The sequence below is a fragment of the Novosphingobium sp. FG137 genome, assembly GCF_057809735.1.
The window spans coordinates 200,581-218,616 of sequence record NZ_JBMDKN010000004.1; the positions used below are offsets into that span (position 1 = coordinate 200,581).

19 protein-coding genes are annotated in these 18,036 nt (G+C 62.5%); 9 read left to right on the forward strand and 10 right to left on the reverse strand.

The window, feature by feature from the left end:
- Positions 1-31 precede the first annotated feature (31 nt).
- Genes wrbA through ACODS2_RS12865 form a run of 3 tightly spaced genes read left to right on the forward strand, consistent with a single transcriptional unit; the run spans position 32 to position 2,581 of the window.
- The gene (wrbA, locus tag ACODS2_RS12855; RefSeq protein ID WP_488999174.1) at positions 32-631 is read left to right on the forward strand and encodes an NAD(P)H:quinone oxidoreductase; all 600 of its coding nucleotides are present in this window, start codon (positions 32-34) and stop codon (positions 629-631) included.
- A 56-nt stretch (positions 632-687) separates the two neighbouring features.
- Complete coding sequence (gene copM / locus ACODS2_RS12860; RefSeq protein ID WP_488999175.1) at positions 688-1,077, forward strand: CopM family metallochaperone; 390 nt, start codon at positions 688-690, stop codon at positions 1,075-1,077.
- A gap of 1 nt (position 1,078) precedes the next feature.
- Entirely contained in the window at positions 1,079-2,581 is a 1,503-nt protein-coding gene (locus ACODS2_RS12865) for a YncE family protein (protein WP_488999176.1), read from the forward strand.
- A gap of 61 nt (positions 2,582-2,642) precedes the next feature.
- Here the strand turns inward: ACODS2_RS12865 and ACODS2_RS12870 are convergent, their stop codons facing one another.
- From ACODS2_RS12870 to ACODS2_RS12905, 8 genes are all read right to left on the reverse strand, one after another.
- Positions 2,643-3,608: a hypothetical protein gene (locus tag ACODS2_RS12870; protein ID WP_488999177.1), complete on the reverse strand. Its 966-nt coding sequence runs from the start codon at positions 3,606-3,608 to the stop codon at positions 2,643-2,645.
- A 40-nt stretch (positions 3,609-3,648) separates the two neighbouring features.
- Positions 3,649-4,173 (reverse strand): Dps family protein, encoded by a 525-nt coding sequence (locus ACODS2_RS12875; protein ID WP_488999178.1) that lies wholly within the window; start codon positions 4,171-4,173, stop codon positions 3,649-3,651.
- 44 nt (positions 4,174-4,217) lie between these two features.
- The gene (locus ACODS2_RS12880) at positions 4,218-4,682 is read right to left on the reverse strand and encodes a DUF4437 domain-containing protein (protein ID WP_488999179.1); all 465 of its coding nucleotides are present in this window, start codon (positions 4,680-4,682) and stop codon (positions 4,218-4,220) included.
- Between the two features lie 176 nt (positions 4,683-4,858).
- Positions 4,859-5,329 carry a GNAT family N-acetyltransferase gene (locus ACODS2_RS12885; RefSeq protein WP_488999180.1) on the reverse strand — a complete coding sequence of 157 codons (471 nt, stop codon included), beginning with the start codon at positions 5,327-5,329 and terminating at the stop codon, positions 4,859-4,861.
- A gap of 120 nt (positions 5,330-5,449) precedes the next feature.
- Positions 5,450-6,019 (reverse strand): DUF6151 family protein, encoded by a 570-nt coding sequence (locus ACODS2_RS12890; protein WP_488999181.1) that lies wholly within the window; start codon positions 6,017-6,019, stop codon positions 5,450-5,452.
- A 63-nt stretch (positions 6,020-6,082) separates the two neighbouring features.
- A complete protein-coding gene (locus ACODS2_RS12895; RefSeq protein ID WP_488999182.1) occupies positions 6,083-6,418 on the reverse strand; it encodes a hypothetical protein in 336 nt (111 codons plus the stop codon).
- Positions 6,419-6,421: 3 nt separating this feature from the next.
- Positions 6,422-7,006 (reverse strand): TetR/AcrR family transcriptional regulator, encoded by a 585-nt coding sequence (locus ACODS2_RS12900; protein WP_488999183.1) that lies wholly within the window; start codon positions 7,004-7,006, stop codon positions 6,422-6,424.
- 199 nt (positions 7,007-7,205) lie between these two features.
- Positions 7,206-8,750, reverse strand: coding sequence for an MFS transporter (locus ACODS2_RS12905; RefSeq protein WP_488999184.1), 1,545 nt, complete (start codon positions 8,748-8,750; stop codon positions 7,206-7,208).
- 56 nt (positions 8,751-8,806) lie between these two features.
- Here ACODS2_RS12905 and ACODS2_RS12910 point away from each other — a divergent pair, with 56 nt between their 5' ends.
- Together ACODS2_RS12910 and ACODS2_RS12915 are read left to right on the forward strand one after the other, a co-directional pair.
- Entirely contained in the window at positions 8,807-9,037 is a 231-nt protein-coding gene (locus tag ACODS2_RS12910; RefSeq protein ID WP_488999185.1) for a hypothetical protein, read from the forward strand.
- Positions 9,038-9,068: 31 nt separating this feature from the next.
- Positions 9,069-9,695: a PilZ domain-containing protein gene (locus ACODS2_RS12915; RefSeq protein ID WP_488999186.1), complete on the forward strand. Its 627-nt coding sequence runs from the start codon at positions 9,069-9,071 to the stop codon at positions 9,693-9,695.
- A gap of 42 nt (positions 9,696-9,737) precedes the next feature.
- Here ACODS2_RS12915 and ACODS2_RS12920 read toward each other — a convergent pair whose 3' ends face one another.
- Entirely contained in the window at positions 9,738-10,394 is a 657-nt protein-coding gene (locus tag ACODS2_RS12920) for a response regulator transcription factor (protein ID WP_488999187.1), read from the reverse strand.
- A 224-nt stretch (positions 10,395-10,618) separates the two neighbouring features.
- Between ACODS2_RS12920 and ACODS2_RS12925 the strand changes: the two genes are divergently transcribed.
- The gene (locus ACODS2_RS12925) at positions 10,619-12,490 is read left to right on the forward strand and encodes a putative bifunctional diguanylate cyclase/phosphodiesterase (protein ID WP_488999188.1); all 1,872 of its coding nucleotides are present in this window, start codon (positions 10,619-10,621) and stop codon (positions 12,488-12,490) included.
- Positions 12,491-12,501: 11 nt separating this feature from the next.
- Positions 12,502-13,002 carry a BLUF domain-containing protein gene (locus ACODS2_RS12930; protein ID WP_488999189.1) on the forward strand — a complete coding sequence of 167 codons (501 nt, stop codon included), beginning with the start codon at positions 12,502-12,504 and terminating at the stop codon, positions 13,000-13,002.
- 190 nt (positions 13,003-13,192) lie between these two features.
- On the opposite strand, the gene ACODS2_RS12935 is transcribed toward ACODS2_RS12930, so the two are convergent.
- A complete protein-coding gene (locus tag ACODS2_RS12935; RefSeq protein ID WP_488999190.1) occupies positions 13,193-14,734 on the reverse strand; it encodes a PAS domain-containing sensor histidine kinase in 1,542 nt (513 codons plus the stop codon).
- A gap of 551 nt (positions 14,735-15,285) precedes the next feature.
- Between ACODS2_RS12935 and ACODS2_RS12940 the strand changes: the two genes are divergently transcribed.
- Together ACODS2_RS12940 and ACODS2_RS12945 are read left to right on the forward strand one after the other, a co-directional pair.
- Entirely contained in the window at positions 15,286-17,277 is a 1,992-nt protein-coding gene (locus ACODS2_RS12940; RefSeq protein WP_488999191.1) for a putative bifunctional diguanylate cyclase/phosphodiesterase, read from the forward strand.
- A gap of 116 nt (positions 17,278-17,393) precedes the next feature.
- Positions 17,394-17,633 (forward strand): hypothetical protein, encoded by a 240-nt coding sequence (locus tag ACODS2_RS12945; RefSeq protein ID WP_488999192.1) that lies wholly within the window; start codon positions 17,394-17,396, stop codon positions 17,631-17,633.
- The last annotated feature ends 403 nt before the right edge of the window (positions 17,634-18,036 follow it).

An 18,036-nucleotide genomic window follows, 5' to 3' on the forward strand; every position in this document is an offset into this window, starting at 1 on the left:
GTTCCGACATCCTCAAACTTTGGAGTGAGTCATGAGCCGAATACTGGTCCTCTATTACTCGGCATACGGTCATATCGAGACCATGGCGAACGCCGTGGCCGAGGGCGCGCGCGCTTCGGGTGCGACGGTCGATGTGCGGCGTGTGCCCGAAACGGTCCCGCTCGAAATCGCCACGGCGGCGCACTTCAAACTGGATCAGGCGGCACCCGTTGCGACGATCGAAGAGCTTGAGCACTACGATGCAATCATCATCGGCGTCGGCACGCGCTTTGGCCGGATCGCCTCGCAGATGGCGAGCTTTCTCGATCAGGCCGGCGGGCTTTGGGCGCGGGGTGCGCTCAACGGCAAAGTCGGTGCAGCCTTCACCTCGAGCGGCTCGCAACATGGCGGCAACGAGATGACACTGTTCTCGATCATCACCAACCTGCTGCACTTCGGGATGATCGTGGTGGGGCTGCCTTATAGCCATCAGGGCCAGATGACGCTCGACGAGATCGCTGGCGGTTCCCCCTATGGCGCGACGACCATCGCGGGAGCCGATGGCAGCCGCCAGCCAAGCGCGATCGAGCTCGAGGGCGCGCGGCACCAGGGTGCGCTTGTCGCGCAAGCCACTGCAAAGCTGAGCGCCTGATGCGCAGCATCGGAGATCATCCGCAGCGGGGCAGGGCGATGCGGGGCCAGACAATCGTGGTGGCGGCTGCCTTGATCGCGTTCGTATTGGTGCTGGGCCGATCCACCGCCTGGGGTGACACGGCTCCGGCTGACTACGGGCAAGCTGTCGATGCGGCGATGGAGCGCATGCACAAGGACATGATGGCACCGCGCAGTGGCGATGTGGACCACGACTTCGTGCAGGCGATGGTGCCGCATCATCAGGGCGCGATCGACATGGCGGTGGCCGAACTGCGCTACGGCCGCAATCCACAGCTGAAGCGGATCGCGCAGGAGATCATCATCGAGCAGCAGCAGGAAATTGCCGCGATGCGTTTGGCACTCGGCCAGCCGCTGCCCCCTTCAATGCCGGCGCCGACACAGCCGCAAGGCAGCACCGGCAAACCTGCTTCCGGGGTGGATTGAGATGGTACGCAAGACCGCTCTGGCAGCACTCCTCGTCTGCTCAGCGCCTACGCAGGGCTGGGCAGGACCGACTGGTCAGGCGCCCGGTGCTTCGTCCTCGCCCGCAATTCCGGTCAGTCACCAGGACCGGGTCTATGCCGCCGAGCAGTTCTCCAACACGGTCTCGGTGATAGATCCCGCGAGCAACGCTGTGCTCGGCGTCATCCGCCTCGGCGATCCGCAGCCCGCTAATTTCAGCCCGCTCTACCGCGGGCAGGTGCTTGTGCACGGCCTCGGCTTCTCGCCCGACCATCGCACCCTTGTGGTCGTCTCGATCGGATCGAACTCGCTCACGTTCATCGACACCACGACGAACGCGGTGAAGCACACGACCTATCTGGGGCGATCGCCGCACGAAGCCTTCTTCACGCCGGACAACCGCGAAGTCTGGGTGACAATCCGCGGCGAAGACTACGTCTCCGTGATTGATGCCGCGACTTGGGTGGAAACGGCCCGGATCAAGGTGCCGGGCGGGCCGGGCATGGCCATCTTCTCGCCCGACGGCCGCTATGGCTATGTCTGCTCCTCGTTCAATCCGGAAATCGTCGTGATTGCCGTGGCGCGGCGAAGGATTGTCGGCTGGGTGGCCCAACCAAGCCCGTTCTGTCCCAATATCGCCGCTTCGCCCGATGGCAAACAGGTGTGGTTCACCCTGAAGGACACCGGCAAGGTCGGCGTGTTTGCGGCCAGACCGCCGTTTAGCCTTCTGAAAGTGCTCGATACCGGGCCGATCACCAACCACGTGAACTTCGTCGCCACTGCGCACGAGCAATGGGCCTACGTAACGGTCGGCGGGAGAAACGAAGTGCAAGTGTTTCGCACCCGCGATTTCGCGAAGGTCGCGACCATCCCGGTTGGCAAGTTGCCGCACGGCTTGTGGCCATCCGGCGATGGCACGCGGATTTACGTCGGGCTCGAAAATGATGACGCGCTGGCAGTCATCGATACGGCCACGAACGAGGTCATCGCGACCATGCCGATCGGGCAGGCGCCGCAAGCCGTCGTCTACGTACCCGGCGCGGTGGCCATCGGTGATGGTCTCGAAGGCCTTCAGCCGCTTGGCATAGCCGGGCAGGCGGGGCATCTGGTTCTGGCGTCTGTCGCAAATCCCGATGGTCCGGCCGGAAGTGTCAGCCTGTTCGATCAGGGGCTGGTCCAGATCGTCCAGGCTGCGGTGGTCGGCCTTGAGCCCCAGCGGCCCTACGTGCTCGGTCTGGCCGACCGGCCTGACGGCAGCGGCGCGATCGAAGCGCTCGCGGCGTTCACCGCCAATCCAGCCGGCGCGGCCATCGTCAATTCGGTTGGACCGGTTCGCCAGATCGTGCGCGAACTCGATCCGGCAGGGACCAGGTACCTCCTGATTGCAGAGGGCAATCCAGCGAGAACCGGCCGTGTCGTCCTGTTGCAGCAGCCCCTTGCGAACAGAGCAGGGCAACCTGAAATAGTGACCCAGCCCAAAGAATGACTACCGTTGTCTTGGACATTCGGAACGGACTTGATGGCAACGCCAGCCCTTGGCGGATGGTTCAGGCAAGAGCCGGGGGATCACTCGCCGGGAAGCTCTCCGCGAGCGCCTGGTCCAGCGCCTGATCGCGGCGAAGTGCTGACAACGTGGGAATGGGGCGCCCGCCAAGCCACTGCGCCAGGTTGGCAACGTAGGTATGAACAGCCTGAACGGCAGCAGGTGACGCAGGCAGAGTGCCTCCGGGGGCTTCGCTGACAAAGTCTGGGCATCCACGCAACGGGTCCCAGTTGTAGTCGGCGAAATGGTGGAAGCTTGAATGCGCTACGGCGGGACCAAGCGTGCCCTCCGGCTCGAATGCCACGATCAGATTGAAGCGGCGCCCGGTGACCTTGCTTGTCCCTGCAGCGATCACGCGCGCTGACGTCCCTGGAGGTACGCCAACGCAGCCTTCATGCGGGTGGGCGGGAAGATAGTGGATCAGGCCATCGGGTGCTGTTGGATCGAGCATCAGCGGATGCGGTGGATCGCTCACCTCGATCTCCTGAAAATCGCCATTGGCACCCGAATGGTAGTTTGGCCAAAGGATCGTGCCCGTCTCGTGATCGTCCACTGTATGCCGGGAGATGTCTGGATCCGGGTTCACGCTGTGGAAGTGATGAGCAAGGCCGACACCACCGAGATCGCAGACCGATTGCCCCAGATCCATATGGTCGCGGGTGACAAGCAAACCGCCACCCCGCTCGCGGAACCGGGTGATTCCGGCGCAGTCGGCGGGATCGAGCCCGTCCCCAGTATCGACTGCAAACAGCCAGAGCTCATCGAACAGTGAGGTGTCGAGTGTTGACAGCACGGGGTCGGGCAGGCCGACCACCGCGCGGTCGCGAGCGGTCACTTCCACGAGCGGTTGCCCGGCTTCGTCGCGCAAGTCCGCCAGAAACGCCTGCAACATCGAAAAGCGGCCGATATGCCAGTCGTTTTCGGTCGAAGTGATGGTCGTCTGCAGCAGGATACGGATCGGTCGGGACATGCTGAAGCACTCTCTATCCAGCTAGAGTTGATCTATGCCTTCACATCAAAACCGACGACCGACTACTCTCGTACAGGAACCAGGCCCGCTGCTCCGTCTCATCGATCCACACTTCGATCAGGCTTGCAGTCGCGACATCGGCATATTCATCACAAAGCTCATGCGTACGCCTGAGTTCGGCGACCAGTTGCTTGTTGTCTCCGTGCAGCTCGGCAAGCATGTCTTTGGGGTCGACATAGTCGGCGTTGTTGTCGAGCAGCCGCTGCTTTGCGGCGATGTCCGAGATGGAACGAATTGTCGTGCCACCAATCTTGCGCGCGCGCTCGGCGATCGTGTCGGTCATGGCGAAGACCTGCTCAGCCTGATCGTCCAGCAGCAGATGATAGTCCCGAAAATTCGGGCCGCTCATGTGCCAATGGAAGTTCTTGGTCTTGAGATAGAGCGCAAAGACGTCCGCCAGCAGTGCCCTCAGGCTCCCGGAGATGTCACGCGTTGCATCCTCGCCAAGATCGGTGGGGGTGCCGAGCTGCCGCCGGGCGGCCGAGACACGCACATTTTTCGTCATCTGTTTTCTCCTTTGTCTCGGGTGGCTAGCAAGACGTCCTGCCTTCATCGTTTCGGCAAAGCGGTCTGCCCATCACCCGGCGCGGCCACCGGATGAAAATCGAACGGTCCCTTGGACGTCACGAAGATCAGACACTCTGTCTCCGAGAGGCAGTCGGTCACATGGGGTTCGCCCCCCTTCTGGACCCAGTATGACCCTGGCCGAAGAGTTTGCGCAGCCGTGCTTTCGCTTGCCGCATTGGCAAGCTCGCCTTTGACGACCACCCCGTAGTAGCTGAACCTGTGCGTGTGGAGGCCGCTCTTCGCATGGCCCGGCATCCGGATGAAATTGCTGTGCGGCCCCGTGTCGGGGTCGCCCCAGGCTTTGGCCACGGTGAGCCCCTGCCTGTTCTTGTAGAACCGCAATTCCTCGACCGGGATCACTTTGGACGCCGATGCGTGCACGGATTTGGGCGGTGTCTTTGCCAATCCTCCGCCGGCCATCAATGCCGAGAACACCAGGACCGACAAGGCTCTTCGCACAGGATCATCCTTTCGCTTTCGCGGGTCCCACAAGGGACTGGACATGATCCTGCCAGATGCCGGGAAGCCGGCCTTTCCGGAATGCACGAGATTTAGCAGGGGCGACCTCCGCTGACGCGAGGCCAAGGCCGCCTGATCAAAGCCGGAAGCCGCTGGTCTGCGGCCTACAGCACCCGCCGAAAGACAAGGCTGGACCGGTCGGGGAATTCATAGTTTGGGGGCAACACTTCGCGATCCGACAGCTTAAATCCCTCGCGTTCATAGAAGGCATGCGAGCGCACCGCGACCGAAGGCGTATCGAGAAAGATGTCGGTGAAGCCCTCATTGATCGCAAAGTTCAGGAGGCTCCCGAAAAGCGCGCGGGCCGGACCCTCGGCTCCTCGGTGCTCTTTTGCGACGAAGAACTTCTTGAGCGCGGCGCGCGGACCATAGGGCAGCAGTCCGATAGTCCCTACCACCCGTCCCGCATGATCCGCGATCCAGAAACCCCCTTCGCGGTAGGACGATAGCACATCGATCAGATCCGGTTGGTCGGCAATCGTAAGGTCGAGCCCGGCTTCATCGTTCTGGATGGACAGGATGAGGGCCGCTATCTCATCGTTTCGACCACCTTCATAACGGCTGACTGTGTACATCGATCTGCGATCCATTTCTGTGACTATCGTAGCATGGAGGTGGCAGTCCTAGTTGGCCAGGAAACCTGAATTCCAGTAACAGCTTTCTGCCGCGTAAGGATCAATTGCGCAGGTCCGGCTTCACTGCGCCAGAGGATAGCGAAGGTCGGTCGTGTCGTCCTTGCAGAAAGGGTTCGGCCTGCCTTGTCCTGTCAGCTTCCAGAACAGGACCTTGGGGACCGCACGCAGCAGGACTGAAATGCCGATGCCACTTCCGATGGGCGGGCCTTCGCCAATGGCGTCTTGTCCGTGAATTTCACCGATCGGCGCGCCAACGAGCGTACCCAGCGCGCTGCCGTAATCCGCGAACGAAGCCGCCAGTACGCCAAGCGCAGGTGACTGCGGCGAGCTCATGTTCGCGATCGGCGCATGGCAGCATCTGGCATACCAGCGGATGGTGGGCCTGGCCGTCATCTTGAGGCCAACGATCCGCTCTCCGCCCGAGACGATCCGGAACTGCCCTGCCGGCAACTGGATGATGTCGGATCCGCCTCTTGAGTTGAGGATGTCCGATCGTTGGAGGTGGCGGGCATAAGCCTGACAGTCTCCACAATAGCAGATCACCCGATTGACCCGACCGGGCGAAAGATGCCGGGCCAGGGCCGCAACGCGTCCGCATGTGCAGGTCACTCTGGCGTCACGGCTCCGCATTTCTTCGTCTCCATGCTGCGAGCCAATCTTCTCCCGGGCGTTCAGGCGGCTTTTGCATGTGGCTCAGCCCAGCCGAACAGGTGTGGGGTCGCCGAACTCGTCGATGAGTGACTTTCTCGCTTCCTGCCGCGCGCGATCGACAACGCAGCGCCACGCAGGATCGTCGGTGGGATGGCGAAGCTTTGTGCGCAGATCGGCAAGAATGGCTTCGAACTCGCGCGTTGCGATCTCGCTGGCGTACCTGAATGGATCGATCGCGGCAGGATATTGTGCCTGCTCGCTCACCCACGCCGCCACGCGGCGGATCGTCCGTGCGCGCAGGCGAAAATCGAAGTCGTCGAGGCGGGCGCACTCCCGCTCCTGCTTCTGCGCCATCAGCAGGCCGAGGTCGAACGTCATGAATCAGCTCCCGTGGTCCTTGTGCGGCAACGCGAGCGAAGCCCATGCCGCATCGGCGAAAACGCGGCAGATCGCTTTGATCGGGACATCCTCGGCAGCCTCTCCCTGCCGAAGATATTCGTAGGCAGGGCCAAGCATGAGCGCCGACGCGACGGGCCAAGGCAGGTCGCGAACCAGTCCGGCCGAAACAGCCTCTTCGAATGAGGTACGCGCTTCGCCGCGGCCATGATGCAGAACCAGTCCAAGCTCAGAGCCGCCTTCGTGCCGCTCGGCCAAAGACCTCAACTCGTCCATGATTCTGAAAGCATCACGGTCAGTGCTGCCCCAGACGATCAGGCCTTCCACGGTCGCCTCAAGCAATGCCCTGAAATCCCCGCTTTGCGCCTGTTCCATTGTCGCTGCCGTCCATCCGCCAATGGCATGGCGCACAAGCGCCGCTGCGATCGCCTCCTTGGAGGCAAAGGCGTGATAGATGCTGCCGGTGCTGGCGCCGCTCGCAGCGCGGATGTCTGCGATGGTGGTCGCAGCAAATCCCTTGGCGAGAAAGAGCGCCCGCGCCGCATCGAGGATGTCCGAATGCCGACTCATTACAGCTCCTAGAACGATATTCTATCTCTAGAATATCGTTCTAACATGTCAACCTGCGTGAGCACCTGGTCCGATCCCGAGGAACCAGAGACCAGTAGGTCAATCGGCGCGTGCAATGGCAAATCTCAGCGGATTTCCACGATAAAATAACAACTTGTTGCCAATCTTGCCAATAGATCTGCCTTCCGCTCAAACGGCTTTAGGCATCAAGCTCACGCAGATCGAGGCCACGCGTTTCCCGCCCGAACCAGGCCACAAGGACCAGGGACAGGACAGTTGGCACCATCACCATCAGCGATGAAGTGAACATCGAGAGCGCGGCGCCACTGATCGTGAGGCCCTGGGCCATTAGCCCGCCAGCCTTGGTGCAGGCGGCGATCCACCCGGTAGCGCGGCCGCGCACGCGCAAGGGAAAGCTTTCGGCAGTGTAGGGCAGCACGATAGATATGATGCCCTTCGTGCCGACGATCAGCAGCGCCACGGGGAGCACTGGGCTGCCGCTCCCTACTTGTTCGAGCCGCAGGACGAGCAGCAATCCGGCAAGGGTCAGCGCGATCATGGCGCACAGCGCCCATTTGGTGCTCCATCGGCTGTAGAGCAACGCGGCGACAAACACGGTCGGGAACGCGATAAGCGCGCTTTCCGCAAGCAGACGGCTCGAGACGCTCACCGAATAGCCCTTCGCCACGAGGTCGGCGGGCAGCCACAGCAGGAGGCCGAAGTTGATCAGACCCCACGAAAGCGCACAAATGCTGAGCGCGGCGAGCTTGCCATAGAGCGCGAGGCCGGAAAGCGCTTGCGATGTGCGCGGCTCGCTGGACACAGCGGCGCTGGCGTAAGTCGCGCGCGCACCGAAGCGGCGCATCACGGCCTCGGCTTCCTCTACTCGCCCGCGCGCGAGCAGGAACTTCGCCGATTCCGGAATGAGTGCGCCGAGCAGTACCAGCGTTAGGCCGGTCGGCAGATTGGCGAGCCAGAGAATGCGCCAGCCGAAGATTGGCTGAAGGAGGGCGGAGAGGCCGCTCGCCGCGAAGTAGCCGCCAACAGCGCCTAGCCCGCCGACCAGCACGAGGCTCCAGCCACGATGGCGATTGGGCATCATCTCGGCCAGTAGCGCGTAAGTGACGGGCAGCATGCCGCCTGCCGCCGCGCCCATCATGAAGCACATTGCGATGTTCCACGCGAGGCTGGGCATCGCCCCGCAGATCGAAGTGCCGACGAACATCACAGCCGAGAGCAGGATCGAAGCCTTGCGGCCATAGATGTCGGCGATCCAACCCCACAGCACCGAGCCGGTGACCGTTCCGGCCAGCGCAAAGAACGGTACCAGAGACACCGTCTTCTTGGGTACGCCATATTCGCTGATCATGCCCGGTACGGTGAAGCCGAGCGACGCAGGCTTCATCACATCGATGATCAGCGCGATCACCAGCACCGCCATCAGCCCCCAGTGTGCCGCGCTGAGCGGGGCATCTTCGGGTGCGGCGACGACGATATCTGCCGCAGCTGCGCGTTGTGCAGCAAGCTCGCGCGGCAGCAGGCCGTATGCAGCGATCCCGGTCCCGAGCAGGATAAGCATCATCCCACCCAGCATCAGGTTGTCCATCGGCATGCCGGCGAGATGGTAATGCATCGCCCGAGCCATTGCGAACATCGGCAGGTGGGCCATGACGCCAAGCGTGACGGCAAGGCAGCCCAACGCAAAAGCCCAGACCGCTTGCCGATCAGATAGCGTGCTTTTCATCGGTTCTGTGCATCCCGCCCACGTGGCCACTGGCGATAGCCGCTCGTTGCCGCAAGGTGAAGGTGCACTACCCGTCCCTTCTGTGCACGGATGCGCTGCGGAACCGCCTGTGGGTAACACTTGCCTTCATTCAGAGTGCGTTGTTGCGCGCCTGGACGCGGCATCACGCGCAGCGCCTGATCGCCTGGAACGCCTCGCCGCAGCTCTTCTTCCGGCGAACCATCCTCAAAACCCCGTACTTTTTCGGTAACGTTACCGACTCCCTCGTAACCGCGCTGATCCCATGAGGGGCCTTGCGGCAAACGGGAGGCTGACGCGATGCTTATGGATTCGAAGGTTCACCAACTTGCCACGGCGCTGGACGAGACGCCGGCGGCCGCGTCCAGCGATCGCCGCCGCGCGCGCCGCCGGTCGGTCTTTCTGCGAGCATCGATCTATCCCATCGATGCCTTTGGGGATGCGCGAATCCGCGATGCCTCGGCAACCGGGCTCATGGGAGAGACCGACCTCGAGCTGGTCATCGGCCAGACCCTGCACCTCACGATCGATGAGCAGAATTTCTACGCGGGCAAGGTGCGGTGGATCCTGGACCGGCGCTTTGGCATTGACGTGCCGCAAGCGTTGGCAATGTTCGGGCAGGGGACCTGCCATGTCGATTATGGCAGCAAAGTCGCGCACCTGCCTCGCGCGCCGCGCGTGCGGCTCGATCAGGCGGCGCGCCTGCTGGTGGGGCGCCCCCCCCGCCCGGCGATCGTGCGCAACCTGTCGGAGTATGGCATGCTGCTCGATACCAGCCCTGGCCTGAAGCCGGGTCAGATCCTCGTCGTGCGGATCGGGAATGCACCGCTGCTATATGGCCGCACCCAATGGAGCAAGGATGGCCGGATCGGATTCAGGACGCAGCAACCGGTTTCGGCGCCATCTGCCGCCAGCGCACCGAACTGAACGGTGGTGCAGACCTATCGCGCCTTTGCCACAACAGACCGATCAGATCTGGCTCACACCCGAGCCGAGCGGCTGTCCGCCCAGATCCGCGGCCGTGACGAGTGCGACGGCTTCGGCGATGCTCTTGAGGCCCAGCTTCGCGAGGGCATTGCCGCGATGCATCTCGACCGTGCGGGGGCTGAGGTCCAACCGGTGCGCGGCAATCTTGTTGGGCACGCCCTCCATGAGGATTGTCAGGACTTCGTTTTCGCGGCGGGAAAGTTGGCCGAGCAACTGCCGCGCCCTGCGCCGCGACTGCACAGTCCCTTCAATGCGGCCGAGGAGGCCGTAGGCCTGATCGAGAACCTGCTCGAGCAAGTCCGGATCAAAGGGCTTTTCAAGGAACTCGATGGCGCCAAGCTTCATCGCGCGCACCGCGACTGCGATGTCTCCATGCGCCGTCATCATGATCACCGGCCAAGCGATCTCACGCTCCTTGAGCAGCACCAGCATTTGCAGGCCGTCAATCCGCGGCATGCGGATGTCGAGCAGGATCGGCGCGGGTGGCAATTCGTCAAGCTGGTCCAGAAAATCGGCGGACTCGGCAAACGGCCAGGCGGTGATCGAGCAGACACCGAGAAGAAAATGAAGCGACTTGCGCACATCCGCATCATCATCGATCACATAGACCCGGCGCCGCGGCGGGGCCAGCTGATCCATCAGGATCTCGATTGCGCCAGACCTCCCCTGTTCCATCATGTTTTCAATCAGTTGGAGCATCGCCAGACCAGACGCTCGGGGATACAGCATAGGCGTCCTGATCGAGTTGTATATGGTGGGTTAAACCTTAGTTATTGGCTTTTTCTCGGCAGGCTTTACCTTCCGGCGGCTAGGCAGAACTTTGCTATTGATGCGAATGCCACGAAGACGGCCTGGAGGCGCACATGAACGTCATCGCCCACGAGGCGTCGCGGATCCGCTCGGCCCTTCCGGCGGTAAAGCGGTCTATCCGTCGTGCCGCTATTGATCACTACGATATCCTCGACAGCGAGCGCGAGGTAGCGTTCGACAATATCGCCATGCTTGCTGCGCGCTTCTGCCACACCGAGGCGGCGGCGATCAGCTTCCTCGATGATGACCGGCAATGGTTCAAGGCGACGTGGGGTTTCAGTCTGCAGGAAACCCCCATCGACATCTCGTTCTGCGTGCATGTCATTGAATCGGAGGCGGTGTTCATCGTAACGGATGCGCAGCACGATCCTCGGTTCAGCAACAATCCTCTCGTCACGGGCGATCCGCACATCGGCTTCTATGCCGGCACGCGAATTGTTGCAGCCGACGGCACTCCCATCGCGTCGCTTTGCGTGATTGATCAGGCACCGCGCCATGCGGGGCTCAGCGAGGACGAGCAGGAAACCTTGCGCGCGCTGGCGACGCAGGTGCGCTCGCTCCTGGAGTTGCGCCGTTCGGTGATCGAGCGGCAGGAGCAGCTGGCGATCCAATCAGCGCTCTCCAAGCAGCTGCTCTACGTTGCCGAACACGACGAACTGACTGGCCTGCCGATGCGCACCCTGTTCCAGAAGCGGCTGGAGAGCGCCATGAAGAATGCGCGCCGCGATGGCACCCGAGTTGCGCTGATGCTTGTCGATGTCGACCATTTCAAGCAGATAAATGACTCGCTCGGTCATGATGTTGGCGACGCCCTGCTGTGCAGCTTTGCGAAAAGGTTGCCTTCCGTTCTGCGCGCCTCGGATACTGTCGCGCGGCTTGGCGGTGATGAGTTTGGCGTTGTGCTGCCGGGCATCGAGCGCGACGAAGAGATCGCCGCTTGCATGCGCTCGCTCAATGCGAGGCTGCAGGAGCCGATCCTGCATGAGGGACGCATGGTGGAATGCCGGGCCAGCATCGGCCTTGCCATTTATCCCGATCATGCTGCCACGGCGTCGGAGCTTACCAAGTGCAGCGATCTCGCGCTGGCGACAGCAAAACTCAGTCGTGGCTGCGCGATAACTTATTCGCCGAGCATGGCTGACGAGTTTGAGCGCGAAGCGCGGATGATGGCGATCGCGCGCGAGGGTGTCGCCGAGAACCGCATCATCCCCTACTATCAGCCAAAGCTCGATCTCGCCTCGGGTGCGCTGGTCGGCTTCGAGGCGCTGGTGCGTTGCGCGCAGGTCGGTGGCGCGCCTATTCTGCCTGAGATGTTCGCGCCGGCCTTCACCGATCGCCAGCTTGCCGCCGCGATCAGCCGGCAGATGATCGCACGTGTACTCGATGACATGCGCCGCTGGGCCGATATCGGGCTGTCATTCGGGCATGTCGCGATCAACACCTGCGCGGCGGATTTCCATGCTGACGACTTTGCCGAGCGGCTGCTTGCGGAGCTTGATGCTCGTGCGCTGCCTGCAGGTCTTATCGAGGTCGAGGTGACCGAGGGCGTTTTCCTCGGCCGCGGCGCGCATCATGTAGCGCGCGCGCTCAGGAAGCTTAGCGAATGCGGCATACGCATCGCGCTCGATGATTTCGGCACCGGCTTTGCCTCGCTGACGCACCTCAAGCAGTTTCCCGTCGATGTCCTCAAGATCGATCGCTCCTTCGTTGGCGGCATCGGCCGCAACCCCGATGACATGGCGATTGTCCGAGCGCTGATTGGCCTCGGCAACAGCCTTGGCATCGAAACCGTCGCGGAAGGCATCGAGACCTCGACCCAAGCCGAATTCGTCAAGGCACATGGTTGCGACGTCGGGCAGGGCTTCCTGTTCAGCCCTCCTGAGGCATCAAGCCACGTCCCGGCGATGGTTGCCCACTTCAGCTAAGGGATTGGAAAATGGCCGATCACTTGAACCAGAAGGGAACCGTGCAGATCTGTGAGGCCGCCACGCTGGGTTCCCTGCTCTACATCAGCCGCAGCACGATTGCGCCGGAGGAAGCCGAAGCTGTCGTCGCCGGGATCGTCGCGGCATCGGTAACACGCAATGCCGCGGCCGGGGTTACCGGCGCGCTGCTGTTCACCGGCACGCATTTCGCACAAGCGCTCGAAGGAGACAAAGCCGCGATCGAGGACCTCATGCACCGCGTTACCTGCGACACCCGCCACGACGAGATCGTGATCGTCGAGCAGGGATCGCTGGAGCAGCGCCGCTTCGAAACGTGGAGCATGGCCTATTTCGGCCCTTCGCAGTTCGTCTCGCGCCACGTCACGCGCCTGCTCAACGACCCTTCGCCGGCCGAACGCCGCCGCGCTGCGGATTGGCTTGGTGAACTGCTGTGCGAATTCGCGGCGCGCAGCCCGTTCCAGACCCTGAATCAGCAGCCGTCGATACCGTAAATCTCCGGTAGCGCCGCCAAGTCCGCCTTAAGCGCCGAGGCTGCAGTAAGGGTGCAACACGAGACTGCACCGGGACAAGCTCCCCCCGGTGTCAGCGGCCGGGGTGCCACGTCCCCCCAAACTCATCGGTACCCCGGCAAGTGCCTCCCCGCCCGATCATTCCCCCCCCAAAGCCCTGATCGGGCGGGGTTCAGGCGGGCGCCGTCTCGGCAGGAAGGGGGACGGAGAAGCAGAACTCCGAGCCATCGGGCCCGCTGTTCTCCAGCCAGATCCGGCCGCGATGGGCTTCGACGATCGTGCGGCAGATCGAGAGGCCGAAGCCCATGCCGCCTTCTTTCGTCGAATCCGACCACGAGAAGATGTCCTGCGCGGCCTCGGCCGAAACGCCGGGCCCCGTATCGATCACGCTGACAACGAGTGAGCCCTGCTTTGCATGGGCCGTGATCGAAACCTCCTGCCGGTCCATCGGCATCACGGCTTCGCAGGCATTCCGGAGCAGGTTGATGATGACCTGCTGGATCTGCACCCGGTCAGCGGCCATTGTGGTGCCGGAAGCAACCTGATCGTGGATGCTGATTCCCGGCGAAACCGTCGCGCGTACGAGCCGGACGCATTCGCCGACCGCCGACTTGAGTTCAAAGGCCACCCGCTTGGGCTCGCGCCGCCGCGTCAGTTCCCGCATGTTGCGGATGATGTCGGCGGCGCGATGGGCGGCTTCATTGATGCCTTCCATGGCCTGGATCAGGCGGCCGGCATCGTGCGCCGCAGGATCGATCAGTTTCAGGCCGCCCGCCGCATAGTTGGTGATCGCACTCAGCGGCTGGTTGAGTTCGTGCGCGAGCGTCGTCGCCATCGTTCCCATCGCATTGACGCGCGAGACGTGGATCATCTCGGATTGCAGGGCCGCAAGGCTCTCTGCGGTCTTGCGCTGCACCGTCACGTCGTAGCCCTCGCAGAACAGGCCCGTGATCGTCCCGCTTGCATTTCGCACGGCCTGATAAACGAAATCGGCATAACGCTGTTCGGTCTTGCCCGTGTCCGGGTTGACGAAACCGAGTGGCATGCCCCTGCCGACGAACGGTTCGCCAGTACGGTAGACTTGATCGAGCAGTCCGATGAACCCCTGCTCGACCAGTTCCGGCATGGTCTCGGCCACGGTCAGGCCAACGAGGTGATCGCGCCCGACGAAGCGCTTGTATGAGGCATTGGCAAAGGTGAAACGATGCTCCGGCCCTTCAGCGGCGGCGATGAAACCGGGGGCCTGCTCGTAGAGCGCATGGAACTCGTTGCGCTGCTCCAGCAGCCGGTCAACCGGACCGCCGAGCTCGATGAACGAGAGGAGGTTGTGCCGGATCACATGCTGCGCATCGCGCATGGGGCTCAGGAAAATGGCAGCAAGGAACTCGCTGCGATCGGCACGCCGGCATTGCAGCTCCCAGTTTCCGCTCTGGCCTGTCGACAAGGCCGTCTGGATCGCTGCCGAAGTTCCGGAATCGGCCAACTCGCCAAGCAGGCCACCGATCGGCTGACCGGGCAGCGCCTCTGCATTGAAACCCGCAAGATCCCTGAAGGCGCGATTGGCGAACACGATCGGATGATCGGCCTCCTGCCCGTCGGCAAAGATCATCGGCATGTGGGTCGACTCGGCAGCTGCCACGAACGGGCCGATCGATGTCCGAAAGCGTTCGACCAGCATCTCAACGTGTTTGTGCGTTTCAAGCGGAATCGACATGGTGCACGCTTATTGCACAACCAGAGCACAATGATACCCAAAGGTCGATTGTGTAACTATCTTATGTTAAGGGCAGCGCTGGTGGCAGGGATGTTCCAAGCACCGCTGGAGGGCTCACGCTTGCGGATATTCGCCCGTGGATGTGCGGATCGAGGCCAAAGCACAGATTGAACGCAGGAGGTTCGCAGCGTTGAAAGGTGTTACCGGGCCCGCGCGCCAAGATACCCTGCTTTTCCGCCATCTCCCTTCGCCTGCTCGGCAAAAGTAACGCATCAAATCAGCAGCTTCGCGCTGAATTCGTATCTCGGCACGCCTTGACGGATACAACCAGCAGGTTGCCGCGCGTGGTCCGGAAAGTGGATGCTGAAGAGCGAATTAACGCTGAATCTTCAAGGTCCGTTAGGCGCGCGCTCCCACGTTCACGATCCGCGAGGTGGATTGTGCGCGTCTTGAATTGTCTGACACACGAACACGATCCGCTGCTGGTACTGCTTGCGGCCCTCGTCTGCTTGTTCGGGTCTTCGGTAACCATACGACTGGCGCATCGGAGCTTGCACGCGCGTGGGTCGACCGGGCTGCACTGGCTCTTCCTCACCTCGGTCTGTGCCGGCTTTTCGATCTGGTCGACGCACTTCATCGCGATGCTCGGCTATCGTCCCGGTGTTCCGGTGCGCTTTGATGCCACGCTGACGATTGTCTCGGCGCTCATCGCCATTGGCGGAACGGCGATCGGCCTCATCCTCGCGCGGCTGCGTGGCCGCCTCTCCTCCGCCATCTGCGGTGGTGGCATGATCGGGCTGGCGATCTGCGTGATGCACTATGTCGGGATGTTTGCCTATCGGCCCGACGGGGTGGTGCATTGGCTGCCCGGCTATGTCGCCTTATCGGCCCTGTGCGCCATGGGGTTCTCGGCGATCGCGATCGACCGCTTGCGGGCCAAACGGACCACCGCGATGGGGCGGGCCTGGGATGCGACATTCCTGCTGATGGCCGCGATCCTGATCCTGCACTTTGTCGGCATGGCGGCCTTTGTGGTGATCCCGATCGAGGGATTTGGCAGAGGCGCCAACAGCGAGGTATTCAGTGCCATGGCCGCTGCAATCGCCGTCGCTGCGATGGTCATCGTCGGCACCGGCGTCTCGACCCACCTCGTCGAAGAAGGCCGGGCAGAGGCGCAGGACCGCCTGCGCCAGCTTGCCTTGCACGACATGCTGACAGGGCTCTGCAACCGCTACAGCTTTGTCACCCAGCTATCCGACGAATGCGAACTCCTCGTTCGCAACGGGCAGGCCTTCGCCATCCTGATGATCGATCTCGACCGGTTCAAGGCAATCAACGACACGCTCGGTCATCCGGTCGGCGACCTGCTGCTCAAGAGCGTCGCACAGCGGCTACGGCGGGTGGCGCGCGGCTGTGACCTCATCGCCCGCATCGGCGGCGACGAATTTGCCATCATCGCGCGCAACATTGCCGATCGCGAGGTGGCACGCGATCTTGCCGAGGAGATCGTCGAGGCGCTCTCCTGCCCGTTCATGCTCGACGGCTATGTCGCCGAGATCGGCGCGAGTGTCGGCGTCACCCTCGCGCCCACCGACAGCAGCGACGCCGAGACGCTGACCCAGCAGGCAGATGTGGCGCTCTACCGGGCCAAGCACGAAGGCCGCGGCCGCACCTGCCTGTTCGATCCCTCGCTCACCCGCAAGATGCTGGAACGCTGTGCGCTTGAGAACGAGTTGCGGCTCGCCTGGTCGAACCGCAGCCTCGAGGTCGCGTTCCAGCCTATCCTCGATGTGCGCAGTGCCCGGTTCACCGGGGCGGAGGCGCTGCTCCGATGGCACTCACCGACCCGCGGCGAGGTGCCGCCCGGCGTGTTCATCCCGGTCGCGGAAGAGCTGGGCCTTATCTGCGCGATCGGCGAGATGGTATTGCAGACGGCGTGCACGGCCGCGACGAAATGGCCAGCGGACCTTGCCGTTTCGGTCAATGTGTCGCCGATTCAGATCATGAGCGGCGGGCTGCTCGACGTCGTCCGGAATGCGCTCGATAGCAGCGGTCTCAGCCCCGCGCGGCTCGCGATCGAGATTACCGAAACCTCGCTGCTGGGGGATGACGAGGTGGTGCTGCGCACACTGCGGGAGCTGCGCTCACTTGGCCTTACCATTACGCTCGATGATTTCGGCACCGGCTACTCCTCGCTCGGCTACCTCCATCGTTTTCCCATCGACCGGATCAAGATCGACCGCAGCTTCATCGCAAGCCTGCCGGGCGATTCCGGCACTGCCTCGATCGTGCGCGCGATATGCCAGCTCGGTGCAAATCTGCAGCTCGACGTCACCGCCGAAGGCATCGAGAACGACGCGCAGCTCGCCCTCGTGGCGGCGAATGGTTGCACCCATGTGCAGGGCTTCCTGCTCAGCGCGCCGCTGGAATCCTGCAAGGTTGCACTGCTGTTCGATGGGCAACACCAATCCTTGTCCGGCCGACAGTCAGCCGTGGACGCATTCCCAACCTCAGACCATCTCGTCTCGATCGGTGCGCGCTAGCTTGGGCATAGCCGCAGCTGCCCACGAGGCTGGACCCTCGGGCTGGTCCGCTGGGGAACTTGCGGGCAAACGGGGAGTTATGATCAGCAACTGGGGGATCATGTAAGGATTGATCAATGGCTGATGAACGTATTGTCGAAGTCGAGCGGCCCTCGGGCGGCGGGTCCGGATGGATGATCGCCATAGTGCTGCTGGTTGCGTTGGTGGTAGGTGTCCTGCTCTTCACCAATATGTCAAACAGCGGTGCGCGAAAAGACAACGCCATCGCAGCTGCGGCGGACGATGTGGGCAAGGCAGCGACCAAGGCGGGCAATGCTGCCGACAATGCAGCCGATAAGGTAGCGCCTTCGAACTGAAGCAATTTGTAAAACTTTCCTGCAAATGCCGCGCGCCTCCATCAAGAGGCGCGCGTTTTTGTTAGAGCGGAAATCATTGGCCGCCTGCGAGGCTTGTTAAGCTTGCAGACTGTTCGACCCCGTTCCGGGCCGGTAGCGGCGCATGATGCGATGAGAAGGCGAGGTCGATCAGAAGAAGCGCTGACTGTGGGCGCTTGGCAAGACCTGACGCTCAGCACGGAAACTAGGGGCGACCAGAAAGTCTCAAACGCGGCGACCGGGTTCTGCAGCAGCCGACCAGACCCGGTTCTCAGATCTGATAACGCGACCGGTTACTTTGCTCCAAAGCTGCCGATTAGGTGTCTTGAGGCGGACCGTCAGCAAAGCGCTCCAACAGCGGTCAGGCTCGGACTGATAGAGCGAC